We start from the raw sequence: 24,331 nt of genomic DNA, 5'->3' as shown, positions 1-24,331 counted from the left end.
GAACGCGACGCCCGAGAAATTCCCGCAAGAGCGTCGGGACTAGAACCTCGGTCCGTGCAGGAAATATCTCCCCGGACGGTCGCGACGCGGACCGCTATCGTGGTCGAAGGTGCCTTCCTCCGCCTCGGCCCGGGCGTTGGCGACGTGGCGTCTGCGCTTGGCGACATGCCTTGCGGTTTTGGCATCGCTCCCCGACAACGCGTGTTGGGCTTGCCCAACCTGACTTCTCTTGCCGGCGTGGGTTTGACTCCACCAGGCTTCCAATTGGTCCCGCAGCGTCTCCTCCGCGAAGGCGCGTCCGTCCGGCAGCAGCGTGGACAGGAGGAGCGCAACTATCAGCCCGAGCGGCATCGGCTGAGCGGACAAGCGGCGGCGATGACCGGGTGTGTGAAGCACGGGCGTGTCCATTCTCTGGCTGATCCGGCGATCAGCAATGCATGCTGCAACCGATGTTTTCCTCGCTCTATGACCTCAATGTGTTTGCAACACGCCACATTCATCACCGTGTTGAGATTCACTCGCGAAATGGCCGCCATATTGTCTCGGTCAAAATGTCCCGCTCGACTTGCCAAAACATCCCTATTCCTCACCGAAACAGGAAAGGCCGGAGCAAATGCGGCATTCAACGACTGATCGTTTCCCGATCGCGTCATCTTTCAGCCGACAGGCCCGCATGTTTTCGCCCCGCCGACTCGCTAGCTCATCAGTTGAAGGGAGCGCGGGGACATGCAGCCGAACGGCATCGCCAGGAGTGCAAAAAGACGATCGCGATTGTACATGGCTGCCGGTGCTCTCGTGCTCGCGCCCTTCGGCGCAGCGGCCGAGGAGATCCAGGGCAATGACCCGGCCTCGCCCGGACATTTCCAGGTCGAGCAGCGCTTCGGCTATCTGACCACCTTCAATCCGCAACAGAACGGCGGACGCCGCGTGCCGCAGCGTGCGGTCACCGGCGAGACCGAGATCGGCTACTCGCCGACCGAATGGTACGAGATCGCGTTGACCTCGCCCTACGCCTTTGCCCGCACCAATGTGCCGATGGCGCTGGGCAACGTGATGGACAACGGCGTGCCCGGCTATTCATTCCAGTCCGGCGGCGTCACCATTCGCCAGACCTTCATCCAGGGCGACCGGCTCGAGCGCACCGTCTTCCTCGGCCTGGTGTCACGCACCATCCTGGCGCCGCAGGGCGGCCTGACGCCCGATCTGTGGGTCGCCAACAAGGCCGGCGCCGGCCAGCCCGGCGCGCCGCGCTTCGTGCAGGAGGCCACGCCGCGGGTGGCGCAGATGTTCACGCCGATCATCGGCGTCAACCTGCCCAACGACTATCAGCTCATCTTCAACGCCAACATGACCTTCGGCATCGACGGCGCCGGCTCGGCCTTCGAGCCCTCGGTGCGCTTCGTCAAGCGCCTCAGCGACCGCTGGACCGTCGGCATCGAGCACTTCTCCAATCTCGGACCGTTCGGCTACATCCTGCCCTGGAATCAGCAGATGCAGACGCTCTACGCCGTCGCCGACACCCGCTTCAAGGGCTTCGAGCTCAGCTTCGGCGTCGGCTACGGCCTGACCAACGCCTCGCGTGGCCTCGCCGTCAAGACCAGCATCGGCAAGGATTTCTGATCCGCGCGCCTTCATCCCGTGACCAATCATAAGAAAAGGACACTCGTCATGCGTCGCCTCGTCACCGCCTGCGCGCTTCTCATGCTGGCCGGCTCCGCCGCGTCCGCCGAGGACGGCCCGCGCTTTCTCAACCGCACCGGCCAGACCATCGTGAAGATGTACCTGGCGGCCGCGGGCACCAAGACCTGGGGCGCCGACCAGTGCAAGAACGACGACGAGGGCGAGGTCGACCACAACGAGCGCATGACCTTGGTCGGCGTGAAGTCCGGCCGCTACGACATCAAGCTGTCCGAAAAGGGCGGCCGCACCTGCGTCGCCAAGAACATCGAGCTCAAGGAAGGCGCGCAGTTCGTCGTGCGCGATACGGATCTGACCGAGTGCAGCAAATAGCGGGACGGAGCGCCACCGGACGTAGCTCCGGATGGCGCCGCGTTCAGCGCGGCCTCAGATGCAGCGGCACCGTGCGCGAGACCTGCGTCTGCGCCATCGCCGGCGGAAACCGCGGAAACGGCGCGGCGCGTTCGATGATGCCCATCGCCGCGCGGTCCAGCGCCGGTGAGCCCGAGCTGCCGGCGAGCCGTCGCGACAAGAGTCGTCCGTTGCGATCGATCACGACGTTCAGCATGACGGTGCCGCTCGCGCCATTGCCGTCGGAGGGATAGGCCGCGGCGCGGCGGATCTGCGCCACCACCTCGGCGTTCCAACTGGCCTGGCCCTCGCGCGCCCCGACGCTGTCCTCGCCGGGATTGGGCGCCGACGCGACCCGTGAAGGCCGGGCCGCCGGCGCCGCAGCCGGCTTCGGCGGTGCGGACTTCCTCTCGGCCCGCTCCTTCGTCTCCTTCTTCTCGACCGGCTTGCGCTCGACACGCTCGGGCACGGGAACGGGCTTCGGCTCCGGCGGTTTCGCCTCGATCGGTTTCGGTGGTGGCGGCGGCGGCAGAACGACATCGTCCGCACGCGGCGGCTCGGGCGCAAGGGCGACCTGCGGCGCGGGCTCCGGCGAGGGAATGACATCCGGCTCCAGGTCAGGTTGGGCCATGACCTGCGGCTCCGGCTCGGAGGGAGCCGGCGGGACAGGCTCAGCGACGGCCTCACGCGCGACCGGCTCGTCCTTCACCTGCTCTTCCTTCGGCGGCTCCGCCGGCGGCGGCTCGGACGCCGGCGCATCCTGCGCCGTCGGCGCCGGCTCGCTCACCACCGCCGGGGTGAACACGACGTCGAAGGCCGGCGCCTGGGCACGCCCATGCGGCGCGGGGCGCAGCAGCAGATAGCCGACGGCGAGCCCGACATGCAGCGCGGCCACCACCAGCGCGGCGATGGTCCACAGCGTCCGCTCACGGCGCTGCTCGTGTTCGAACGGATCGAGCGTCAGGACGCTCACTGCGCGCCCCGGTCTTCCAGTGCGACGAGTGCGACCTTGGTATAGCCGGCGCGGCGCAACGTGTTCATCAGCGCCATCACCTCGCCATAGGGCAGCGTCTGATCGGCGCGCAGCAGCACGCGCTGCTCATGATCGGACTTGGTGGCGGCATCGAGCGAGGCGGCGATGTCGGCCTGCGCCACGCTCTGGTCGCCGACGGCGAGCGAGCGGTCGGCCTTGAAGGTGACGAAGACCGGCGTCTCCGCGCGCGGCTGCGGCTCGGCCGAGATCGCCGGCAGGTTGACCGGGACGTCGACCGTGGCGAGCGGCGCGGCGACCATGAAGATGATCAGGAGCACCAGCATGACGTCGATGAACGGCGTCACGTTGATGTCGTGCGTCTCCTCGAACTCGTCGGTGCGCCGGGCGAGCTTGACGGCCATGGCTCACTCCGCCGGATTGGCGATCGACAGCATCGGCGCCTCGACCGCGCGGATGGCGCTGCGCCGCGCCTCGGCGGGCCCCGCATGCTGCCGGTCGAGATCGCGGCTGAGCAGCCGCATCACCGCCACCGATGCATCGGCGATGACGGCGCGATAGCCGCCGGTGGCGCGCGCGAACAGGTTGTAGATCACGACCGCGGGAATCGCGGCGGCGAGGCCGAAGGCGGTCGCGAGCAGCGCTTCCGCGATGCCCGGCGCCACCACCGCGAGGTTGGTCGTATGCGCATGCGAGATGCCGATGAAGCTGTTCATGATGCCCCAGACCGTGCCGAACAGGCCGACGAACGGGCCGACGGCGCCGACGGTGGCGAGAATGCCGATGCCGCGGCCGATGCGCGCCACTGCCGCCGCCTCGATCCGCTCGAACTGCCAGGAGACGCGCTCCTTGATGCCGTCGGCAGGCAGGCCGCGCGACTTGTCGATCTCGTCGTCGGCCAGGGCGAGAAGTCGGCCGACGACACCCTCATCGGCCGAAATGCGTCCTGTCGCATCGGCCAAGGAGCGGGCCGCCATGGTGATGCCGAGCGCGCCGCGGGCCGTGCGCAGCGCCGAGCGGAGCTGAATGGTCTTGACGACCAGCACCGTCCAGGTTGCCACCGAGGCCAACGCCAAGCCGATCATCACCGACTTCACGACGATGTCGGCCTGCATGAACATGGTCCAGGGCGACAACGCCTCCGGCAGCGTGCTCGCGATATTGGCGATGTGCGCCTGATCCATGGCCGTACTCCCTGTAAGGGACCTTGGGGGTCCTCGATGCAGCCGCGGAGCCCCGTGCCGTCCACCGTTCTCCCCGGAGGGCTCTTGGTTTTGATACCCGGGCAGAGCTGCAATGGAACGGCTGCACTGTTCGCAAGCCGAGAGTGCCGCCTGTTCTCGGCAGCTTCAAGACACTTGCCTCATGGAATATGTCCCCAGGCCGATGGGAAGAATTCCCGGATGGAACGGGCGCGAGCGGTTGCTGCGCTACGGTGGTGCGCATCGGCCTCAAGTTCGCCCAGCTCGAGCCGGCGAGGGCACCGCTCGCATCACCGCGGACGATGAGTCCGGAGCCGGCACCCGAGTTCAGTTGTCCGGCCCGACCGTATATGATCGTGAATATGAGCGAAACCACCGAAGAGATCGCGCGACGCGCCACGGCCGCCTTCAACGCAGGGCGCGCGGCAGAGGCGCAACGGCTGTGCGAAACGGGCTTGAAGCAAAGTCCAGACGAACCGATGTTGAGCCATCTGCTTGCCGCAGTGCTGTTCGCGGTCGAGGACAACGCCGCAGCACGGTTGCGCATCGAGGCCAGTCTGGCCCGCCGGCCGGACCATGCCGCAGCTCGGCTGCTTGCGGCGCGTATCGCGCGGGTGGGGAAGGATTTCGAGCGCGCGCTCGCCCATGTCGACCGCGCCATCGCGCTGTCACCCCGCCGCGATGTCTTCATCGAAAAAGCGCGCATTCTCGATCAGGCAGGAATGGCAGCCCAGGCGCGGGCAGCTTGGCTGGCGATTCTCAAGGTCATACCGGAGCACGACGAAGCGCTAGCGCGGCTCGGACGTCTTTCCTGGGAGAACGGCGACTTCGATACGGCACGGACCGTCCTCGAACGGGCAGCCAACCCGGCTGCGCCGGCCTCGGTCTGGTTCGATCTCGGCCTCGTGCGACAGGATGTTGCGGATCTCGCGGGAGCTGCCGCAGCCTATCGCCGCGTACTGGCGATAAGGCCGGATCACGCCGAAGCGGCGCTCAATCTCGGCATCGTCCTGCAGGAGAGCGGCGACCCCGACGCGGCAATGCAGGCCTATGCTTGTGCCTATCGGCTTCGCCCACAGATGTTCGGTGCCATCGCCATGGCGCTCACCTCGGCTCCGCATGGCCGACTTTGGATCGACCCTGCCGCGTTGAAGTGCGCCCTGAACTCAGCTGGTTAGGCGGCCGCGGCGTGCGCGAAATCTCTTGCGGTAGACGTTGGGTGTCGCGAGCACCTCAGCCACCGTTGCAGCGTAGGTCTCACGCTGCGCGTCGTCGAGCGGCTCGAACACGAGCTGCGGCGGCTCGCGCAATACGGCGAAGCACTGCGCCACAGGCGTACCCTTAGGCAGGACGCCGGTGAAATCCGGATCGAGCCAGAGCGCTGGAAAATTGATGCCGCCGTCGTGGAAGCGGTCGGCATCGACGAGGCCCGACAGGGTGCGGAACGGCAAGTCCTCGCGGTTGACCGGATGCGTCGCGAAAAGCGACCAGCCGGCGTCGCACTCGATCGTCCAGAAGGAATTGAACTTGATGGCCGCCTGCTGATCCGACGCGAACTGCGCGCCGGCTAATTGCGCTGCGACATGAAAGCTCAGCGGCGCACGAGGATGTCCCTTGGTCGCCGGGGCCGGGATGTCCCATTCCCACGCGAACGCGCCGCGCTCGACGCTGATGTCACAGGGCAGCAGGATCATGACGCCATAGGCCATCGCATCGACGAAGGGCGGACACTGTTTGACCGTGCGGATGTCGCGCCCGTGCACCTCGGAATGCGCCGAGGCAGGCATCTGCCGCAACCAATCCGGCAGCACGGTTCTGGCCCGCACCGGCCGCGGCAGGTGATCCACAAGGGCGGGATCACAGCGAAAGGTCATGCGCATCGCAATTTCCAGCGGCTCGAACCAAGTCTCATCGGGTGACGAGCAGAGCGATCCGAACGCGCATGACCGGACAAGTCAACGAAAAAGAAGAAGGCCGGGATTGCTCCCGGCCTTCCAAGCTCCCGACGGACGAACCGACCTGTCGCCGACCCGCCGCAGGAGAGGCAGTTACTTCGCCTCGGCGCGCTTCGGAGGCGACGCCGGCCACGACTTGATCAGCGTGTCGTAGTCGATCGTCTCGCCCTTCGGCTTCTCGTTCGCGAGCTTGCGCTGCGGAGCGATGTTGCCGTCCTTCGCCGACTTGTTGAACCAGTACTCGGCCGATTCCTTCTTGTTCAGCTTCGGACCGCAGTCGCCCTGCACCTTGGACTTCTCAAGACGCTCAAGCACGGAGTCCTGAGCGGCGGCGAGCGCGTCCATCGCGGCCTGCGGCGTCTTCGCACCCGACGACGCGTCGCCGATGTTCTGCCACCACAGCTGAGCGAGCTTCGGATAGTCGGGCACGTTGTTGCCGGTCGGGGTCCACTGCACGCGGGCGGGCGAGCGGTAGAACTCGATCAGACCGCCGAGCTTCGGAGCGCGCTCGGTGAACGACTTGTCCCAGATGTCCGATTCACGGATGAAGGTCAGACCGACATGGCTCTTCTTCAGGCTGACCGTCTTGGAGACGATGAACTGAAGATAGAGCCAGGCCGCCTTGCGGCGATCAACCGGCGTGGACTTCAGGAGCGTCAACGATCCCACGTCCTGATAGCCGAGCTTCATGCCGTCCTTCCAGTAGGAGCCGTGCGGCGACGGAGCCATGCGCCACTTCGGCGTTCCGTCGGCGTTCATCACCGGCAGGCCGGGCTTGACCATGTCGGCGGTGAAGGCGGTGTACCAGAATATCTGCTGAGCGATGTTGCCCTGCGACGGCACCGGGCCGGATTCCGAGAAGGTCATGCCCTGGGCCTGCGGCGGAGCATACTTCTTCATCCAGTCGAGATACTTGACGATCGAATAGACTGCGGCAGGTCCGTTGACGTCGCCGCCGCGCTCGACCGAGGAGCCGACCGGACGGCAACCTTCCATGCGGATGCCCCATTCGTCGACCGGCAGGCCGTTCGGGAGGCCCTTGTCGCCGTTACCGGCCATCGACAGCCAGGCGTCGGTGAAACGCCAGCCGAGCGAGGGATCCTTCTTGCCGTAGTCCATGTGGCCATAGACTCGGACGCCGTTGATCTCCTTGATGTCGTTGGTGAAGAACTCGGCGATGTCCTCGTAGGCCGACCAGTTCACCGGCACGCCGAGGTCGTAGCCATACTTGGCCTTGAACTTGGCCTTGTAGTCCGGGTTGGTGAACCAGTCGTAGCGGAACCAATACAGGTTGGCGAACTGCTGGTCGGGCAGCTGATACAAATGGCCGTTGGGCGCGGTGGTGAAGGACTTGCCGATGAAGTCGTTGACGTCGAGCATCGGATCGGTGACGTCCTTGGCGTCCTTCGCCATCCAGTCCGTCAGGTCGACGGCCTGGCCGTAGCGGAAGTGGGTGCCGATGAAATCGGAGTCGTTGATCCAGCCGTCATAGACATTCTTGCCGGACTGCATCTGGGTCTGGATCTTCTCGACGACGTCACCTTCCTGGATGATGTCGTGCTTGACCTTGATGCCGGTGATCTCTTCGAACGCCTTTGCCAGAGTCTTGGACTCGTATTCGTGGGTTGTCAGCGTCTCGGAGACAACGTTGATCTCCATGCCCTTGAAGGGTTCAGCGGCCTTCATGAACCACTGCATTTCCTTCATCTGGTCGTCCTTCGAGAGCGTCGACGGCTGGAACTCGCTGTCGATCCACTTCTTTGCGGCGGCCTCGTCGGCCTTTGCCGGAACGGACATCGTCATGCCCGCGGCAAACAGCGCTGCGGCGCTGGTCATCGCGAGGTAGCGGGCCTTGGTCAAGTGATGCTTCCTAGGCTTCAAGTGTCGCATGCTTTCCTCCTTGAGCGACAATATTCCAGGTCCGGGTTGCCCCCGGATCTGCCCCTTTTCACTTGCGTCAGACGGTGCGAAAGATCGCAACGGCGGACGCAAGCGAAATTGCGGTTGCGAGCCACAGGCTCGAAACCTCAAACCCTTCCTCGCCGATCGGCAAGGTCGTAATCGTGTCGGTGCCGACCAGGCCGATCCAGGCAAGATGGATGATCGCCGCCAAGATCAGCGAGATGAACAGACGATCGCCGCGCGTGGTCGGAATGCGCAGCACTCCGACCCGCTCGGCCTCGGGGTAGCGGGCCGCGAGCCAGGTCATGACGACCAGCGTGCAGGCCAGCGCGGCGAAGAAGATTGCTGTCGGCAGGGTCCATGCCATCCATGCGATGTTGTCCATGGCTCAGTGACTCCAGGCGGTAGCGGCCCCCCTCCCCCGCTTGCGGGGGAGGGTTGGGGTGGGGGCGCCGCGAGTCGAACTGCCCGAGAGGACAGAGGCCCCCACCCGCATCGCATCTGACGATGCGATGCGACCTCCCCCGCAGGCGGGGGAGGTGGAGCGGAGACTGCGGCGACATGAAATCATCATCACACCCGCCCCAGCGCGAAGCCGCGCGCGATGTAGTTGCGGACGAACCAGATCACGAGCGCGCCGGGGATGATGGTCAGCACGCCGGCGGCGGCGAGCAGGCCCCAGTCCATGCCGGCGGCAGACACGGTTCGCGTCATGATCGCCGAGATCGGCTTGGCTTCGGTCGCCGTCAGCGTGCGCGCCAGCAGGAGCTCGACCCAGGAGAACATGAAGCAGAAGAACGCCGCCACGCCGATGCCGCTGGCGATCAGCGGCACCAGGATCTTGATGAAGAAGCGCGGAAACGAGTAGCCGTCCAGAAACGCCGTCTCGTCGATCTCGCGCGGCACGGACGAGACGAAGCCCTCGAGAATCCAGACCGCGAGCGGGATGTTGAAGATGCAATGGGCCAGCGCCACCGCCCAGGGCGTATCGAACAGCCCGATCGCCGAGTAGAGATTGAAGAACGGCAGCGCATAGACCGCGGCCGGCGCCATGCGGTTCGACAGCAGCCAGAAGAACAGATGCTTGTCGCCGAGGAAGCGGTAGCGCGCAAAGGCGTAGGCCGCCGGCAGCGCTACGGCAATCGAGATCACCGTGTTGATGACGACGTATTTCAACGAGTTGATGTAGCCGGAATACCAGCTCTCGTCGGTGAAGATGCGCATGTAGTTCGCGATGGTCGGCTGATGCGGCCACAGCGTCATGGTCGAGACGATCTCGGTGTTGGTCTTGAAGCTCATGTTGACGAGCCAATAGATCGGCAACAGCAGGAAGACCAGGAACAGCGAGATGATGATTCGGCGGCCCGGAATCGTGTTCATCACGCGCCCCCTTCCACCGGCCGGCGCTCGGCGCCGGCATTGGTCATGATGGTGTAAAACACCCAGCAGACGATCAGGATGATCAGATTGTAGACCAGCGACAGCGCCGCGGCCTTGCCGAGGTCGAACTGGCCGAGCGCGATCTTGACCAGCTCGATCGAGATGAAGGTGGTGGAATTGCCCGGGCCGCCGCCGGTGACCACGAACGGCTCGGTATAGATCATGAAGCTGTCCATGAAGCGCAGCAGCACGGCGATCAGCAGCACGCGGTGCATCTTCGGCAGCTGGATCGCGGTGAACACCGCCCAGCGCGAGGCGCCGTCGATCTGGGCCGCCTGGTAGTAGGCGTCCGGGATCGATTTGAGGCCGGAGTAGCATAGGAGCGCCACCAGGCTGGTCCAGTGCCAGACATCCATCAGGATGACGGTGAACCAGGCGTCAGCCTCGTTGGAGACGTAGTTGTAGTCGAGGCCGATGGCGTTGAGCACATAGCCGAGCAGGCCGATGTCGGGACGCCCGAAGATCTGCCAGATGGTTCCGACAACGTTCCACGGAATCAACAGCGGCAATGCCAGCACGACCAGTGCGAACGCCACGGTCCAGCCCTGCCGCGGCATCGCCAGCGCGATCACGATGCCGAGCGGGACCTGGATGGCGAGAATTGCGCCGGAAAAGATCAGGTTGCGCCACAGCGAGGCGAGGAAGCGGCCGCCGAGGTCGGTCGAGGGATCGAGCAGCTCCTTGAACCAGCCGACACCGTTCCAGAAGAACTGGTTGTTGCCGAAGGTGTCCTGCATCGAATAGTTCACCACCGTCATCAGCGGCAGAATGGCGGAGAACGCCACCAGCAGGAACACCGGCAGCACCAGGAACCAGGCCTTGTTGTTGATGGTCTTGTCCATCACTCAGGCTCCCTCGACGAGACGACTGTCGGCATAGACGTGGACATAGGCTGGATTGAACTTCAGCCCGATCGCGGAGCCCTGCGGCGAGAAGCCGGCCGGCAGTCGCGCGGCGAACTTGACGTCGCCGACACGGACGCGCGCGAAGCGGATGCGGCCGAGATCGTCGACGCGCTCGATATTGGCATCGAGCAGGCCGGGTCCGGGCTGCGCGACATCGACGAATTCCGGACGGACGCCGATCTCGATCTTGGCTCCGGCCGGCAGCGCGTCGTAGCTGCGCGACAGCGTCAGCGTGTGACCGTCGATGCGGGCCTCGCGTCCCTTCACCTCGGCGGAGAGGATGTTCATGCCCGGCGAGCCGATGAAGTAGCCGACGAAGGTATGCGCCGGCTTGTCGAACAGCTCTGCCGGCGTGCCGCTCTGCACCACGCGGCCGTCATGCATGACGACGACGGTGTCGGCGAAGGTCAGCGCCTCGGTCTGGTCGTGGGTGACGTAGATCATCGTCAGGTCGAGCTCACGATGCAGCGCCTTCAGTTTCGAACGCAGCTGCCATTTCAGCTCGGGATCGATCACGGTCAGCGGCTCGTCGAACAAGACGGCGGCGACATCGGAGCGCACCAGGCCGCGGCCGAGCGAGATCTTCTGCTTGGCGTCGGCGGTGAGCCGTGTCGCCTTGCGGTTGAGGTCCGGAGTCAGATCGAGGAGACGCGCGATCTCGGCGACGCGCTTGTCGATCTCGGCCTTGGGCACGCCGCGGTTCTTGAGCGGAAAGGCGAGGTTCTCGCCGACCGTCATCGTGTCGTAGATCACCGGGAACTGGAACACCTGCGCGATATTGCGCTCACGGGTCGAGGCTTTGGTGATGTCGGTGCCGTCGAACAGGATCTTGCCGTGCGAGGGCGTGAGAATGCCCGAGATCAGGTTGAGCAAGGTGGTCTTGCCGCAGCCGGACGGGCCGAGCAGCGCATAGGCGCCGCCCTGGCGCCAGGTCATCGTCACCGGCTTCAGCGCGTAGCTCTCGATATCGCCGCTGTTGCCGTTGTAGGCGTGGGCGAGATCGACGAGGTCAATGCGGGCCATGCGGCATCTCCCTCAGATCGCCGGCGCGGCGACCAGGCGGTCGCCGGCGTCGAACACGAACACATTGGACGGATCGAGCACCGCGTCGAGGATCTCGCCGGGCTCATATTCATGGACGCCGTGCAGCACGGCGACCCAGTTCATGCCGTCGCGCGTCAGATGCACGAAGCTCTCCGATCCCGTGATCTCGGTGACCGAGACGATCGCGGGAAAGGCATGGCGGCCGTGGCTGCCGTCGCCTTTGCCAAGCCCGAGCTGATGCGGGCGGAAGCCCACGCGGTAGGCGCCATCGGACAGATCGGCATAGAGGCCGACCGCCGGCGCCTTGACCCCGCCGGCATACTCCACGCTCTCGCCGCGCTTCTGGATCTCGACCGTGTTCATCGGCGGGTCCGAGAACACCTGGCCGACACGCAAGGTATCGGGTCGGCGATACACGGCCGCGGTATCGCCGGCCTGCAGCGCCTGCCCTTCCCACATGCAGATGGTGCGGCCACCGAGCAGCAGCGCCTCCGACGGCTCGGTGGTGGCGTAGACGAAGATCGCGCCCGAGGCTTCGAAGATGCGCGGCAGCTCGGTGCGCAGCTCCTCGCGCAGCTTGTAATCGAGATTGGCGAGCGGCTCGTCCAGCAGCACGAGGTCGGCCCCCTTGACCAGGGCGCGCGCGATCGCGGTGCGCTGCTGCTGGCCGCCGGAGAGCTGCAGCGGCGTGCGCTTCAGATAGGGCTCGAGCCGGAGCAGCCGCGCCGCTTCCGCCACGCGCTTCTCGATTTCCTGGCGCGACTTGCCCTGCACGCGCAGCGGCGAGGCGATGTTCTCATAGACCGTCAGCGAGGGATAGTTGATGAATTGCTGATAGACCATCGCGACCGAGCGCTGCCGCACATCGGCGCCGGTGACGTCCTTGCCGTCGACCAGCACGCGGCCGGTGGTCGGCTTGTCGAGGCCGGCGAGCAGCCGCATGATCGAGGTCTTGCCGGACAGCGTCGGCCCGAGCAGCACGCTCAGCGTGCCGCGCTGCAAGGTCAGCGAGACGTCGCGAATGGTGGTCACGCCGTCGACAATTCGGGAGACGTGATCGAGCGTGACGCTCATGCGCGTCCTCCCGCCTCACGCGCCGGCAAAGTGGAGCGCTCGCGATTGGCTGTGATCCACGCCTCGAGGGCGGCGATCTCAGCCGCCGACATCCGCAACCCCAGCTTCGATCGACGCCACACGATGTCCTCGGCCGTCAACGCCCACTCGTCCGTCATCAGGTACCTGACTTCACGCTCCGTCAAGGTGCCACCGAAGTCCTGGCCAAGATCGGCCAAAGATGTCGCACCGGCGAGCATGGCCGCAGCCCGCGTGCCGTAGGCATGGGCGATGCGCTTCGCATGTGCATCCGACAGGAACGGAAAGGTCTTGCAGAGATCCGCAATCAACGGCCCGACGGCCGAGACCTTCATGTCGCCGCCGGGCAGCGGCGCCTTGCCGGTCCAGCCTTCCTCCGCGTCGCCCCCTTTCAGATAGGGCGCAAGACGCTCCAGCGCCTCTTCCGACAGGCGCCGGTAGGTGGTGATCTTGCCACCATAGATCGACAGCAGCGGCAAGCCGCCGGGCGTATCGAGCTCGAATACGTAGTCGCGGGTCGCTGCCTTGGCCTCGCTGGCGCCGTCATCATAGAGCGGCCGCACGCCGGAATAGCTCCACACGACGTCGGCCGGCGTCACCGGCTTGGCGAGATATTCCCCGAGCGCGGCGCAGAGATAGGCGATCTCCTCGTCGGTCGCCTTCACCTTGGCCGGATCACCCTGATAGTCGCGATCGGTGGTGCCGATCAGCGTGAAATCCTGCTGATAGGGAATGGCGAAGATGATGCGGCCGTCGGCGTTCTGGAAGATGTAGGCGCGGTCGTGATCGTAGAGCTTGCGCACCACGATGTGCGAGCCCTGCACCAACCGCACCTTCGCTTTCGCATTGACGCCGGCGCCGGTCGCCAGCACCTGCTCGACCCAGGGACCGGCGGCATTGACCAGCGCGCGCGCCTTGATGGTCTCGCGCTCGCCGGTCTGGGTGTTCTCGGTCGTGACCAGCCAGTGGCTGCCATCCTGATGGATCTCGGTCGCACGCGCGCGGGTGCGGATGACGGCGCCGCGATCGGCGGCATCTCGAGCGGTCAGCACGACCAGGCGCGCATCGTCGACGAAGCAGTCGGAATATTCGAAGCCCTTGCTGTAGCGCCCGGGGATCAAGGGGCGGCCGACCTCGTCGCTGCGCAGGTTCACCGACCGCGTCGGCGGCAGCAGCTTGCGGCCGCCGAGATGGTCATAGAGGAACAGGCCGAGGCGCAGCAGCCAGGCCGGGCGCAGCCCCGAATGATGCGGCAGCACGAAGCGCAGCGGACGGATGATATGGGGCGCGATCTGCCACAGGATTTCGCGCTCGATCAGCGCCTCGCGGACCAGCCGGAACTCGTAATATTCGAGATAGCGCAGGCCGCCATGCACGAGCTTGGTCGACCAGGACGAGGTCCCGCTCGCCAGATCGTTCATTTCACACAGGAAAACGGAATTTCCGCGTCCGGCCGCATCGCGCGCGATGCCGCAACCGTTCACGCCGCCTCCGATAATGGCGAGGTCGTAGATCCGCTCCAACAGACGCATCCCCCGGCAATCGCCTTGACTGCGGCGATTTCACTTTCGGTTTCGAGTTAAACACAAACGAAAGTGAAAGAAAATCGAAATTCGCATGTTGGGCCGCGGTTGGGCAAAAGCTGCCCAAACCGGGATCAAGGAGCCTGCGAGAGTGGCGGAAAGTCAGGCGCGGCGGAGCACGGCGGACCCCGCCGTTTCGGTTGCCTCTGCGGCGTCGTCGGCATCGTCGGCGGGCATCGCCGAGACCACCTCGATGCCGCGGCTATGGCAGAGGCTCGCCAGTCCGTCCGGCAGGGGGCGGTCGGTGACGAAGGTCTGGATCTGGCTGAGATGTGCGATGCGCACCGGCGCGCTGCGGTGGAGCTTGGTGGAATCGGCCACCAGCATCACGCTGCGGGCATTGGCGATGATGGCTTGCGCAACCTGGACCTCGCGATAGTCGAAGTCGAGCAGCGCGCCCTCCTCGTCGATCGCCGACGCGCCGATGATCGCATAGTCGACCTTGAATTGGCCGATCAGTTGCGTCGCGGTCGATCCGATGACGCCGCCGTCCGAGCGCCGCACGGTGCCGCCGGCCACGATCACCTCGATGCGCGGATGCGGATAGAGCAGCATCGCGACGTTGAGATTGTTGGTGATGACGAGCAGGTCCTGGTGCGACGACAGCGCGCTCGCCACCTCCTCCGTCGTGGTGCCGATATTGATGAACAGAGAGGAGCCGTTCGGAATCCGCGCGGCTGCGACCGCACCGATCGCCTTCTTTTCGTCCGCAGCGACGAAGCGCCGCGCCTCGTAGGCGAGATTCTCGACCCCGGAGGCGATGATGGCCCCGCCATGGATGCGCGTCAGCGCGCGCTGCTCGCACAGATCGTTGAGATCCTTGCGGATGGTCTGGGCCGAGACCTCGAAGCGGCGCGCGAGATCCTCCACCATGACGCGGCCGGAGGCGCGGGCGATGTTGAGGATGTCGGTCTGGCGTTGGGACAGGACGGCCATGGCAAGCTTTCAGGACAAGCTGCACCATGGTGATGCTGATCGAGTCAAGCGTCAATCGGCGAAGCATTGGGCGCATCGCAGCAATCGCCCGCCCCGGAGCAGCTCAGACGCGGCCTTGGTCCGGCCTACGTCCACGTGCGCCGAGCTCGCTCAGGCGGCTGCGCTCAGCTCACCGGTCACGAGCCGAATCGCGGCGCGTTCGGCTTCGCGGGCATTGCGAAACACCTGGCCCTCGAGGGCATTGAAGCGATGGGACGCCGCGAAGAAGCGAAAGCCGCCGCGGTCGCGGATGACGATCCCCGCCGCCTGGGAGCTGACCTCGATGATATAGGTTTCGGACATTGCGCAATCCCGTCGTTCATTCCGGGGCGTATAACCGAGCTCCATGACGAATGTTCCGTGCAGGGAGCCCCGGCTATTCCGACGTGAATGCCAACAGGAAATTGTGTGGATGTTATGTTGGCTGCGCTGCACGCCCTCACGCCGTGACGCCTTGCCGAATCAGTGCGGATCATCCGGGACGAGCGTCGCCTTGTGCAGCGATGCATCGGCTCCGCCGAGACAGTGCTGATGCCGACCGAGCAACTGATAGATCGTGCGCAGATCCCTCAGCACCTCGACGTGATGTTCACGAAACGCGCTGAGCTGATGCTCGTAGACGCCAATCCTGCGCTCGGCATGGAGGAGCCGCTGCTGCAGCTTCTTCAGCACCTGCAAGGTCAGTTTCTCGTCGACGTCCGACATGGACTTCCTCCCACCCTGTTCGCGCAACATGCCCCCACCATTTCCCCTGTGCCGGCAATTTTTTCCGGCTGGCATTTTTTGCCTTGTTGGTCGGAAACGGACTGCCATGATTGCTGTCCGTCCGGCGCGCCACTCGAAGCGCGCAATACGGCAGAGACGCGGCAACGCGCATCCAAGCAACCAGAACTTGCAAACATCGTAAAGACGCCTGCCCTGTGGACCGGACGTAGATCGCGCGAGAGTGATCGGCGCAGACGCCGCGCGAACGTGCTCGAATGAACGCGCATCGCCGGATGCCGGTTCCTATGCCGAGCGAGCGGCATATGCCGCGCATTAACGGAGGTTATTTGCGGCCGCCGACCGCGAATGTGATCAGGTCGCGATCACGCCATCACGCTGGATCGGCTGCGGCCAGCCGCCGTCGTCGATCGAGACATAGGTGAAATTGCCGTCGGTGACGAGGATCGGCTGCTCCTCTTTCCGGCGCAGCACCCAGGCTTCGAGACGCACCGTCATCGACGTCCGGCCGACGCGGACGAGATGTGCGTAGACCGAAACGAGGTCGCCGACATAGACCGCCTTGCGGAAGTTCATCGCCTCGATCGCGACCGTCACCGTGCGCGACTTCGCGACCTTGGCGGCGAACACGCCGCCGCCGACGTCCATCTGGCTGAGCAGCCAGCCGCCGAAGATGTCGCCATTGGCGTTGGTGTCCGCCGGCATCGCCAGCGTGCGGATGCAGAGATCGCCGCGGGGCTCGGTCGGCGCGGCATGGGCGGTCGCTTCGGTCACGTCGGATGGTCTCCAATTGCGGGAGCGTTCAAGAAGGCGCCAAGCAGGGCCGTCAGTCCGGCCTCGCCATTTCGAACATCGCCTCCTGCATGATCTCGAAATAGTCGCCGCGACGGCCGGCGCGGACGATCGGATGCGCGAGCGCGGTCTGGTAGACACCGTCCTTGATCAGCGTCTTGTCGATATGCACGCCGACCACCTCGCCGAGCGTCAGCCAGGCCTGGGCCTTGGTGCCGTCGGCGCCCTGCAGCTGGATGATCTGCGTCACCTTGCATTCGAACGCGACGGGGCTTTCGCCGACCCGCGGCACGTTGACGAACTTGCACGGCACCGGCGTCACGCCCGCGAGCTTGAACTCGTCGACCTCGCGCGCGACATGCGCGGCGGTCGCATTCATCTGCGTCGCCAGGTCGCGCGTCACCAGGTTCCAGACGAACTCGCCGGTGTCCTGGATGTTGGCGACCGAGTCCTTCCACTGCGTCGAGGAGAAGCCGATGATCGGCGGCGTGTAGTTGAACGCATTGAAAAAGCTGTAGGGCGCAAGGTTGACGTGCCCATCCGGATCACGCGACGAGATCCAGCCGATCGGACGCGGCGCGACGATGGCGTTGAAGGGATCGTGGCGCAGGCCGTGGCCGTTCTTCGGTTCGTAGAAATGCAAGTCGCGTTCGATCACGCCGTCGTCTCCTAAGCAGCAGTCATTCCGGGGCGCCTCGCGCGACAAAAATGGCGAAGCCACTTTGATCGGAAGAGGCGAACCCGGAATCTCGAGATTCCGGGTTCGATGCTTCGCATCGCCCCGGAATGACTGCAACCTAGACCGCAGCGCCCCTGGAACCAAGCCCTGCCAGCACGAAATCGATCATCTCGTCGATCGTCGGGCCCGGCTTGGTCGCGCATTGCGCGATCATCTGCGGATGGAAGAAGCGCATCATCGCGGTCGTCGCACATTTTGCCGCCAGCGTCAGGTCGGTGACCGCGAATTCGCCGGACGCCGCGCCCTGCCCGATCACGCGGCCGATGATCTCGGTGATCAGCAGCATGTGCGCCTCGCAGACGTCCCAGCTCTCCTCCATCGCCACCGCGACCATCTCGTGCAGCTTGTTGTCGCCGACATAGCGCTCGGTGTTCATGCGATGGATCGTGCCGAGCAGCTCGCGCAGCCGCGGCGCCGCCGGTCCGGGCCGCTCCGCGATCGCGATGGCGGCCGCCTCGACCTGGGCCATCAGCGTGCGGGCGACCCCGCGGTGGATCGCCTTCTTGGAGTCGAAGAACCGGTAGACATTCGCCGGGCTCATGCGGAGCTCCTTGGCGATGTCGGCGACGGTCGTCTTCTGGTAGCCGATCTGTCGAAACAGGCGCTCAGCAACGACGAGAATGCGCTCGTGCGTGTCGGATTCGATATGGTCGGAAACCAGGGTCATCATGCCTGCGATCTTGTTGATCCTTCATTCGGCGGCCTCGGCCAGAGGAAGCGAAGGCCTCGGCACGTCAACGTGCTGCGCTGCGGAATGATCCGCGTCTTTCGCTCCGCGCTCGTCCAGACTCTTGCGGAACCATAGGGCATACAATCCAGGCAAGTACAGCAGCGTCAGGAAGGTTGCAACGAACAACCCGCCCATGATGGTGATCGCCATCGGGCCCCAGAACGCCGAGCGCGACAACGGGATCATGGCCAGGATCGCCGCCAGCGCGGTCAGCACCACGGGGCGGGCGCGGCGCACCGTGGCCTCGATGATCGCGTCCTTGCGGGTCAGGCCATGGGCGACGTCGGTCTCGATCTGATCGACCAGGATCACCGCGTTGCGCATGATCATGCCGGCGAGGGCGATCAGGCCGAGCAGCGCCACGAAGCCGAACGGCGCGTTGGCGACATTCAGTCCGAGTGACGCTCCGACGATGCCGAGCGGCGCGGTCAGGAACACCAGGATCAGCCGCGAGAAGCTCTGAAGCTGGATCATCAGCAGGGTCAGCATCACGATGACCATCAGCGGAAACAGCACGAAGATCGAGGCATTGCCCTTGGCTGATTCCTCGAACGCGCCGCCGGCCTCGATCCGGTAGGCGGGCTCGAGGTGGTTGCGGATATCCTGCAGTTTCGGCGAGATCTGGTTGGTGACATCAGGCGCCTGCACGCCATCGGCCACGTCGGCGCGCACCGTGATCGCCATGTCGCGGTTGCGCCGCCACAGGATCGGCTCCTCGTGGGAATATTCGATCTTGGCGATCTGCTGCAGCGGCACCGCCACGCCGTTCTTCGAGGTGATGGTGAGATCGCCGACATGGGCGAGATCCAGCCGCTCGGACGGTGCCGCGCGCGCGACGACGCCGACCTTCTCGATGCCGTCACGGATGGTCGTGACCTGGACGCCGGAGATCAGCATCGCCAGCGACTGCGACACGTCCTGCGGGGTCAGGCCGAGCGCACGGGCACGATCCTGGTCGACGACCAGCTTGAGGTAAGGCGACTGCTCGTTCCAATCGAGCTGCGGATCCCTGACATTCGGGTTCTGGCGCATGACGTCACGCACCTGATGGGCGATCTCGCGCACCTTGGCCGCATCGGGACCGATGACGCGGAACTGGACGGGGAAGCCGACCGGCGGACCGAAATTGAAGCGATCGACGCGGACGCGCGCTTCGTTCAGCTCGCCGTTCGCAGCCGCGGTCTCGATCTTGGCCTTGATGCGCTCGCGCGCGGCGACGTCCTTGGCGACGATCACGATCTCGGCGAAGGCCTCGTTCGGCAGTTGCGGGTTGAGGCCGAGCCAGAAGCGCGGCGAGCCCTGCCCGACATAGGCGGTGTAGGTCTCGATGTCCTTGTCGTCCTTCAGCAGCGCCTCGGCCTCGCGCGCCGCCTTCTCGGTGACACCGAACGCGGTGCCCTCCGGCAGCCGCAACTGCAGGAACAGCTCGGGGCGTTCCGACAGCGGGAAGAACTGCTGTTGGACGTGGCCGAAGGCGACGATCGATGCCGCGAACACGCCGACCGTCGCAGCGACGGTGGTGATGCGGTGATCGACGCACCAGCGCACGATGGCGCGCAGGCCGCGATACATGCGCGTGTCGTAGACCGCGTGCTCGTCATGGCCGTGATGGGCCTTCATGTCCGGTAGCAGCTTGACGCCGATATAGGGCGTGAAGATCACCGCGACGAACCAGGACGCGACCAGCGCGATGGCGACGATCCAGAAGATGCTGCCGGCATATTCGCCGACCGCGGAATTGGCGAAGCCGATCGGCAGGAAGCCGGCGGCCGTGACCAGGGTGCCGGTCAGCATCGGGAACGCGGTGGACTCCCACGCAAACGACGCCGCGCGCATCCGGTCCCAGCCCTGCTCCATCTTCACCACCATCATCTCGACCGCGATGATGGCATCATCGACCAGAAGGCCGAGCGCAATGATGAGGGCCCCAAGCGAAATGCGGTGCAGGTTCAGCCCCATGATGTTCATGACGATGAAGACGAGCCCGAGCACCAGCGGCACCGACAGCGCCACGACGATGCCGGTGCGCCACCCCAGCGCCAGGAACGACACGAACAGCACGATCACCAGCGCCTCGACGAACGAATGCACGAACTCGCTGACGGCGTGCTCGACCACCTTGGGCTGGTCGGCAATCTGCTCGATCTCGATGCCCTGCGGCACGGCCTTCATGAAGTCGTCGGCCGCGGCGTGGACCTCCTTGCCGAGCTCCAGGATGTTGGCCTCCTTGGCGGTGACGACGCCGATGCCGAGCGCGGGCTTGCCCTCCTGCCGCACCTTGAAGCTCGGCGGATCGACGTAGCCGTGGGTGACGGTGGCGATATCGCCGAGCCGGAACACCCGACCATTGCTTTCGACCGGCGTCTCCGCCACCGCCTTGGCGCCATCGAGCGCGCCGGTGACACGCAGCGGCACCCGCTGCGACGAGGTCTCGACCGTGCCGGCCGGTGTCACATTGTTCTGCTTGGCAAGCGAATCGAACAGCGCCTGCGGCGTGATGCCGAGCGTGGCGAGCTTGGCATGGCTGAACTCGACATAGATGCGCTCGTCCTGGGTGCCGTAGAGATTGACCTTGGTGACGCCGGCGACCTTCAGCAGGCGCTGGCGCAGACCTTCGGCGGTCTTCTTCAATTGCGCATAGTCGGCGCCGTCGCCGGTCATCATGAACAGGATCGAATCGACGTCGGAGAACTCGTCATTGACGAACGGACCGACGATGCCCGACGGCAGCGAGGACTGCACGTCGTCGAGCTTCTTGCGGATCAGGTAGAACAGATGCGGCACCTCCTTCGGCGGCGTCGAATCGCGGAAGGTCACCTGCATCGCGGTGAAGGCCGGCTTCGAATAGGTCTGCACCTTCTCGAAATAAGGCAGCTCCTGCAGCTTCTTCTCGATGGGGTCGGCCACCTGGCTCTGCATCTCGGCCGCCGTCGCGCCCGGCCACATCACCGAGACGTTGACGACCTTGACGGTGAAGAACGGATCTTCGGCGCGGCCGAGCTTCTGATAGGAGAAGAAGCCGGCGACGCCGAGCGCAATGATCAGGAACAGCACCAGCGGCGGATGATTGACCGCCCAGGCCGACAGGTTGAACCGCTTCATGGGTGCTCTCCGATGAGGACCTAGTTGCTTCACGCTTCGGTGGCCTCAATCCCTCGAGACGGCGCTTTCGCGCCTCCTCAGGATGAGGATCTAGCCCCTCATGGTGAGGAGCGCGGCGTCGCCGCGCGTCTCGAACCATGAGGCCATCATGCCATCAGAACGTCAGCGCCGACACGATGCGCACTCTCTGCGCGGGGTCGATCTTCTGCACGCCGAGCGCCACGACCTTCTCACCCTCGTCGACGCCCGAGGTGACCAGCACGTCCTTGCTGTCATAGGCCTTCACCTTCACCGGCTTCAGCGTCACCTCGCCCTTGTCGTTGACCACATAGAGCGACGGATCGCGGCCCTCGCTGAACAGCGCCGACAGCGGCAGCCGCGCGACGCGGGTGGTGGCGGGATCGGCGAGCGTCAAGGTCGCGGTCATGCCGAGCGAGACGGCCTCGCCGGCGTCCGGCAGCGAGAATTTGGCGAGATAGGTGCGCGTGGCGGGATCGGCGGCCGGCGCGATCTCGCGCAGCTTGGCCGCATATTTCTTGTCGGCGTCCGACCACAGCGTGACGTAGGCGCTGCCGGTCTTGGCGCGTTCGAGCAGCGTCTCCGGGATCGCGACCACCGCCTCCTTCTCGGCGAAGCGCGCGACCCGGATCGCGGCCTGGCCGGCGGCAACCACCACGCCCGGCTCGATCATGCTCGCGGTGACCACGCCGCGCGCATCCGCAACCAGCGTCGCGTAGGACAGCGAGTTGCGGGTCAGTTCGACCGAGCGTTCGGCACGGTTGAGCCGTGCCCTCGCCTCGTCGGCGGACGCCCTGGCTTGGTCCATCTGGGCATCCGTGGTCCAGCCCTTGGCCCGCAGCTCCTTGGCGCGGGTCTCGGCGGCGGACGCCTGCGCCAGCACGCCGGTGGCAGCGCGGAATTCGGCTTCAGCCTGCTCGGCCTGGAGCTTCAGGTCGACCTCGTCGAGCGTGGCCAGCGGCTGGCCGACATCGACAGTCTGGCCGACCTCGACCAGGCGCTTGGCGACCTTGCCGGCGACGCGGAAGCCGATATCGGCCTCGATGCGCGGCCGGATGGTGCCGACGAAGCTGCGTTCGGGGGTCTCGGCCTCGTAATGCACGGGCGCGACCAGCACCGGCCTGACAGGCTCGGCCTTCTGGGCGACGGTTTCATTGCACCCGGCCAGGGCGACGGTCATGGTGGCCAGCGCAAGACCGGTCAACAGCTTGGAATAGCTCGCGAAAATCAGGCGGATCAACATGGGGCACCCTCGCTGCAGTTGCGAGCAAGTGTCGAATGTTGAGTGACGATTGTCAATATTCGTCAGTGATCATGACTTCGTGAACATCTGGACACGTTGCCGCAGGTGCTCAGTCCATCGGCAGGCAGCCTGTCGGGGACTCACGTCATTCCGGGGCGACCGCGCCAGCGGTCGAACCCGGAATCCCGAGGTGGTTGGCACGATCCTCATCATCTCGAGATTCCGGGTTCGGTCGCTGCGCGACCGCCCCGGAATGACGTGGCTGATGCAGCCTCTCAACGAACGTCCGCACGGCCGCCGCGGATCGCACCCGCCTCACCCCGCGGAGCGCACGTGCCCTTGCTGGGGCAACGACAACAAAGAGCCCGGTCGAGACCGGGCCCTTCGTCGCACTCAGCCGATGGGCGGTTTCAGGTCTGCAATCGTCAGCCGATTGTGCGGTCGCTATTCCGCCGGCGCCTGGCCTGCGAATTCGACCTTGCTCTCATGGCCGCCGAAGAACACCAGCAGCCCGGCGATCAGCGGCAGCACCGACAATGCGAGCAGGCCATGGGTGGTCGAGCCGGTGGTGTCCTTGATCCAGCCGACCAGATAGGGGCCGCCGAAACCGGCGAGATTGCCGATCGAATTGATCAGCGCGATGGCGCCGGCGGCGGCCGTGCCCGACAGCCACGCCGTGGGCAAGGTCCAGAACACGCCGAAGACGCAGAACACGCCGATCGCGGCGACCGTCAGCGCGACCATGGTGAGCGTGGGATCGCCGATCATGCTCGAGGCGGCCAGCGCCACCGCGATCAGGATCAGTGGCGCGCCGACATGGATCACGCGCTCGCGCGTCGCATCCGAATGCCGCGCCCACAGGATCATCGCCACGGTGCCGAACGCATAGGGGATCGCGGTGACGAAGCCGGTCTGCACATTGGTCAGTCCGAACGCCTTGACGATCTGCGGCAGCCAGAACTGCATGCCGTAGAGCGCGCCGACGAAGCCGAAATAGATCAGGCTGAGCACGATCACCTTGGGCGACGACAGCGCCTCGCCGAGCGTCATGTGTCCGGCGGCCTGCTTCGCCGCCGTCTCGGCCTCGAGCCTTGCCGCGAGCCAGGCCTTCTGCTCCGCCGACAGCCAGGTTGCATGTTCGGGCCGGTCGGTCAGGTAGAACCAGGTGACCACGCCGAGGATGACCGAGGGGATGCCCTCGATGATGAACAGCCACTGCCAGCCCTGCAGTCCCATCAAGCCGTGCATGCCGAGCAGCAGGCCCGACACAGGCGCGCCGATCACGGTCGAAATCGGCACGGCAACCGCGAAGGCGGCGAGGAAGCGCGCGCGATACTGCGCGGGATACCAGTAAGTGAGATAGAGGATGATGCCCGGGAAGAATCCGGCCTCGGCGACGCCGAGCAGGAAGCGCAGCGTGTAGAAGCTCCACGGGCCCGAGACCAGCGCCATCAGCGCCGAGATGATGCCCCAGGTCACCATGATGCGCGCGATCCAGCGGCTGGCGCCGAACTTCTCCAGCGCCAGATTGCTCGGCACCTCGAAGATGAAATAGCCAATGAAGAAGATGCCGGCGCCCCAGGCGAACACCAGCGGCGAGAACTTCAGCTCGGCGTTCATGGTCAGCGCGGCGAAGCCGAGATTGACGCGATCCAGATACGAGAAGAAATAGGCCAGCACCAGGAACGGGATCAGCCGCCAGGAGATGGCGCGGATGGTCGCGGCCTCGATGTCGGAGCGGCCAGGCGCGGCCGGGGTGGTGGCGGACGGACTCATCGATCTCCTCCCGGGAGCATTGCAGACATTGGTAGTTGATGGGCGGTGTTGAGCATCGGTCGTGGCAAGTCAATCGGAAAACCTGAGACCC

The 24,331-nt window shown here is 65.3% G+C and carries 24 protein-coding genes; 3 read left to right on the top strand and 21 right to left on the bottom strand.

The annotated features are described in order from the left end of the window. Positions 1-39: 39 nt before the first annotated feature. The gene (locus QX128_RS21685; RefSeq protein ID WP_316238479.1) at positions 40-408 is read right to left on the bottom strand and encodes a hypothetical protein; all 369 of its coding nucleotides are present in this window, start codon (positions 406-408) and stop codon (positions 40-42) included. Positions 409-777: 369 nt separating this feature from the next. Between QX128_RS21685 and QX128_RS21680 the strand changes: the two genes are divergently transcribed. Beyond that, entirely contained in the window at positions 778-1,620 is an 843-nt protein-coding gene (locus QX128_RS21680; RefSeq protein ID WP_316167415.1) for a hypothetical protein, read from the top strand. A 48-nt stretch (positions 1,621-1,668) separates the two neighbouring features. Beyond that, positions 1,669-2,010 (top strand): hypothetical protein, encoded by a 342-nt coding sequence (locus tag QX128_RS21675; protein WP_315717331.1) that lies wholly within the window; start codon positions 1,669-1,671, stop codon positions 2,008-2,010. Between the two features lie 43 nt (positions 2,011-2,053). On the opposite strand, the gene QX128_RS21670 is transcribed toward QX128_RS21675, so the two are convergent. From QX128_RS21670 to exbB, 3 genes are read right to left on the bottom strand one after another with little or no spacing between them, the layout of a single operon-like run. Continuing rightward, the gene (locus QX128_RS21670; protein WP_316238478.1) at positions 2,054-3,001 is read right to left on the bottom strand and encodes a TonB family protein; all 948 of its coding nucleotides are present in this window, start codon (positions 2,999-3,001) and stop codon (positions 2,054-2,056) included. Next, on the bottom strand, positions 2,998-3,423 hold the full coding sequence (exbD, locus tag QX128_RS21665; RefSeq protein ID WP_315802739.1) for a TonB system transport protein ExbD: 426 nt from the start codon (positions 3,421-3,423) through the stop codon (positions 2,998-3,000). The genes QX128_RS21670 and exbD overlap by 4 nt, the downstream gene beginning before the upstream one ends. A 3-nt stretch (positions 3,424-3,426) precedes the next feature. Continuing rightward, on the bottom strand, positions 3,427-4,203 hold the full coding sequence (exbB, locus tag QX128_RS21660) for a tonB-system energizer ExbB (protein ID WP_315802738.1): 777 nt from the start codon (positions 4,201-4,203) through the stop codon (positions 3,427-3,429). 380 nt (positions 4,204-4,583) lie between these two features. Here exbB and QX128_RS21655 point away from each other — a divergent pair, with 380 nt between their 5' ends. Beyond that, positions 4,584-5,399, top strand: a complete 816-nt coding sequence (locus QX128_RS21655; RefSeq protein ID WP_316238477.1) for a tetratricopeptide repeat protein — start codon at positions 4,584-4,586, stop codon at positions 5,397-5,399. Here the strand turns inward: QX128_RS21655 and QX128_RS21650 are convergent. The 17 genes from QX128_RS21650 to QX128_RS21570 form a co-directional block, all read right to left on the bottom strand. Continuing rightward, the gene (locus QX128_RS21650) at positions 5,388-6,101 is read right to left on the bottom strand and encodes a hypothetical protein (protein ID WP_316238476.1); all 714 of its coding nucleotides are present in this window, start codon (positions 6,099-6,101) and stop codon (positions 5,388-5,390) included. The two genes, QX128_RS21655 and QX128_RS21650, sit on opposite strands and share 12 nt — an antisense overlap. Positions 6,102-6,269: 168 nt before the next feature. Further along, positions 6,270-8,066, bottom strand: coding sequence for an ABC transporter substrate-binding protein (locus tag QX128_RS21645; RefSeq protein WP_316238475.1), 1,797 nt, complete (start codon positions 8,064-8,066; stop codon positions 6,270-6,272). 67 nt (positions 8,067-8,133) lie between these two features. Then, a complete protein-coding gene (locus QX128_RS21640) occupies positions 8,134-8,463 on the bottom strand; it encodes a DUF2160 domain-containing protein (RefSeq protein WP_315802735.1) in 330 nt (109 codons plus the stop codon). Between the two features lie 188 nt (positions 8,464-8,651). Next, a complete protein-coding gene (locus QX128_RS21635) occupies positions 8,652-9,458 on the bottom strand; it encodes a carbohydrate ABC transporter permease (protein WP_315802734.1) in 807 nt (268 codons plus the stop codon). Then, positions 9,458-10,360, bottom strand: a complete 903-nt coding sequence (locus tag QX128_RS21630) for a sugar ABC transporter permease (protein ID WP_316178068.1) — start codon at positions 10,358-10,360, stop codon at positions 9,458-9,460. Before QX128_RS21630 ends, QX128_RS21635 begins: the two co-directional genes overlap by 1 nt. A gap of 3 nt (positions 10,361-10,363) precedes the next feature. After that, positions 10,364-11,446, bottom strand: coding sequence for an ABC transporter ATP-binding protein (locus QX128_RS21625; protein ID WP_315802732.1), 1,083 nt, complete (start codon positions 11,444-11,446; stop codon positions 10,364-10,366). Positions 11,447-11,458: 12 nt separating this feature from the next. Beyond that, the gene (locus QX128_RS21620; protein ID WP_315802731.1) at positions 11,459-12,541 is read right to left on the bottom strand and encodes an ABC transporter ATP-binding protein; all 1,083 of its coding nucleotides are present in this window, start codon (positions 12,539-12,541) and stop codon (positions 11,459-11,461) included. After that, positions 12,538-14,091, bottom strand: coding sequence for a glycerol-3-phosphate dehydrogenase (gene glpD, locus QX128_RS21615; RefSeq protein WP_316238474.1), 1,554 nt, complete (start codon positions 14,089-14,091; stop codon positions 12,538-12,540). The genes QX128_RS21620 and glpD overlap by 4 nt, the downstream gene beginning before the upstream one ends. A 153-nt stretch (positions 14,092-14,244) precedes the next feature. After that, the gene (locus QX128_RS21610) at positions 14,245-15,078 is read right to left on the bottom strand and encodes a DeoR/GlpR family DNA-binding transcription regulator (protein ID WP_316178064.1); all 834 of its coding nucleotides are present in this window, start codon (positions 15,076-15,078) and stop codon (positions 14,245-14,247) included. 150 nt (positions 15,079-15,228) lie between these two features. Continuing rightward, positions 15,229-15,420 carry a hypothetical protein gene (locus QX128_RS21605; protein ID WP_315802729.1) on the bottom strand — a complete coding sequence of 64 codons (192 nt, stop codon included), beginning with the start codon at positions 15,418-15,420 and terminating at the stop codon, positions 15,229-15,231. Positions 15,421-15,579: 159 nt separating this feature from the next. Beyond that, positions 15,580-15,822 carry a hypothetical protein gene (locus QX128_RS21600; RefSeq protein ID WP_315802728.1) on the bottom strand — a complete coding sequence of 81 codons (243 nt, stop codon included), beginning with the start codon at positions 15,820-15,822 and terminating at the stop codon, positions 15,580-15,582. Positions 15,823-16,194: 372 nt separating this feature from the next. Further along, on the bottom strand, positions 16,195-16,614 hold the full coding sequence (locus QX128_RS21595) for an acyl-CoA thioesterase (RefSeq protein ID WP_316238473.1): 420 nt from the start codon (positions 16,612-16,614) through the stop codon (positions 16,195-16,197). Positions 16,615-16,666: 52 nt separating this feature from the next. Further along, the gene (locus QX128_RS21590; protein ID WP_316238472.1) at positions 16,667-17,290 is read right to left on the bottom strand and encodes a flavin reductase family protein; all 624 of its coding nucleotides are present in this window, start codon (positions 17,288-17,290) and stop codon (positions 16,667-16,669) included. 139 nt (positions 17,291-17,429) lie between these two features. Next, positions 17,430-18,038, bottom strand: coding sequence for a TetR/AcrR family transcriptional regulator (locus tag QX128_RS21585; RefSeq protein WP_315802870.1), 609 nt, complete (start codon positions 18,036-18,038; stop codon positions 17,430-17,432). A gap of 24 nt (positions 18,039-18,062) precedes the next feature. Then, positions 18,063-21,203 carry an efflux RND transporter permease subunit gene (locus QX128_RS21580; protein ID WP_316238471.1) on the bottom strand — a complete coding sequence of 1,047 codons (3,141 nt, stop codon included), beginning with the start codon at positions 21,201-21,203 and terminating at the stop codon, positions 18,063-18,065. Between the two features lie 154 nt (positions 21,204-21,357). Further along, positions 21,358-22,464, bottom strand: coding sequence for an efflux RND transporter periplasmic adaptor subunit (locus QX128_RS21575; protein ID WP_316238470.1), 1,107 nt, complete (start codon positions 22,462-22,464; stop codon positions 21,358-21,360). Positions 22,465-22,908: 444 nt separating this feature from the next. Beyond that, a complete protein-coding gene (locus tag QX128_RS21570) occupies positions 22,909-24,240 on the bottom strand; it encodes an MFS transporter (RefSeq protein ID WP_316238469.1) in 1,332 nt (443 codons plus the stop codon). Between the last annotated feature and the right edge of the window lie 91 nt (positions 24,241-24,331).

It is taken from the genome of Bradyrhizobium sp. SZCCHNR1015 (assembly GCF_032489875.1).
Classification (GTDB): domain Bacteria; phylum Pseudomonadota; class Alphaproteobacteria; order Rhizobiales; family Xanthobacteraceae; genus Bradyrhizobium.
Note: the sequence above shows the minus strand (reverse complement) of the source record. Positions and strands in the feature narration are given on the sequence as shown.

Bases quoted from the DNA above. Each gene is read 5' to 3' on its own strand.
- exbB (WP_315802738.1), bottom strand. From the start codon at position 4,203: ATGGATCAGGCGCACATCGCCAATATCGCGAGCACGCTGCCGGAGGCG.
- QX128_RS21675 (WP_315717331.1), top strand. From the start codon at position 1,669: ATGCGTCGCCTCGTCACCGCCTGCGCGCTTCTCATGCTGGCCGGCTCC.
- exbD (WP_315802739.1), bottom strand. From the start codon at position 3,423: ATGGCCGTCAAGCTCGCCCGGCGCACCGACGAGTTCGAGGAGACGCAC.
- QX128_RS21650 (WP_316238476.1), bottom strand. From the start codon at position 6,101: ATGCGCATGACCTTTCGCTGTGATCCCGCCCTTGTGGATCACCTGCCG.
- QX128_RS21580 (WP_316238471.1), bottom strand. From the start codon at position 21,203: ATGAAGCGGTTCAACCTGTCGGCCTGGGCGGTCAATCATCCGCCGCTG.
- QX128_RS21645 (WP_316238475.1), bottom strand. From the start codon at position 8,066: ATGCGACACTTGAAGCCTAGGAAGCATCACTTGACCAAGGCCCGCTAC.
- QX128_RS21625 (WP_315802732.1), bottom strand. From the start codon at position 11,446: ATGGCCCGCATTGACCTCGTCGATCTCGCCCACGCCTACAACGGCAAC.
- QX128_RS21655 (WP_316238477.1), top strand. From the start codon at position 4,584: ATGAGCGAAACCACCGAAGAGATCGCGCGACGCGCCACGGCCGCCTTC.
- glpD (WP_316238474.1), bottom strand. From the start codon at position 14,091: ATGCGTCTGTTGGAGCGGATCTACGACCTCGCCATTATCGGAGGCGGC.
- QX128_RS21600 (WP_315802728.1), bottom strand. From the start codon at position 15,822: ATGTCGGACGTCGACGAGAAACTGACCTTGCAGGTGCTGAAGAAGCTG.
- QX128_RS21630 (WP_316178068.1), bottom strand. From the start codon at position 10,360: ATGGACAAGACCATCAACAACAAGGCCTGGTTCCTGGTGCTGCCGGTG.
- QX128_RS21570 (WP_316238469.1), bottom strand. From the start codon at position 24,240: ATGAGTCCGTCCGCCACCACCCCGGCCGCGCCTGGCCGCTCCGACATC.
- QX128_RS21575 (WP_316238470.1), bottom strand. From the start codon at position 22,464: ATGTTGATCCGCCTGATTTTCGCGAGCTATTCCAAGCTGTTGACCGGT.
- QX128_RS21610 (WP_316178064.1), bottom strand. From the start codon at position 15,078: ATGGCCGTCCTGTCCCAACGCCAGACCGACATCCTCAACATCGCCCGC.
- QX128_RS21605 (WP_315802729.1), bottom strand. From the start codon at position 15,420: ATGTCCGAAACCTATATCATCGAGGTCAGCTCCCAGGCGGCGGGGATC.
- QX128_RS21585 (WP_315802870.1), bottom strand. From the start codon at position 18,038: ATGACCCTGGTTTCCGACCATATCGAATCCGACACGCACGAGCGCATT.
- QX128_RS21635 (WP_315802734.1), bottom strand. From the start codon at position 9,458: ATGAACACGATTCCGGGCCGCCGAATCATCATCTCGCTGTTCCTGGTC.
- QX128_RS21640 (WP_315802735.1), bottom strand. From the start codon at position 8,463: ATGGACAACATCGCATGGATGGCATGGACCCTGCCGACAGCAATCTTC.
- QX128_RS21680 (WP_316167415.1), top strand. From the start codon at position 778: ATGGCTGCCGGTGCTCTCGTGCTCGCGCCCTTCGGCGCAGCGGCCGAG.
- QX128_RS21620 (WP_315802731.1), bottom strand. From the start codon at position 12,541: ATGAGCGTCACGCTCGATCACGTCTCCCGAATTGTCGACGGCGTGACC.
- QX128_RS21685 (WP_316238479.1), bottom strand. From the start codon at position 408: ATGGACACGCCCGTGCTTCACACACCCGGTCATCGCCGCCGCTTGTCC.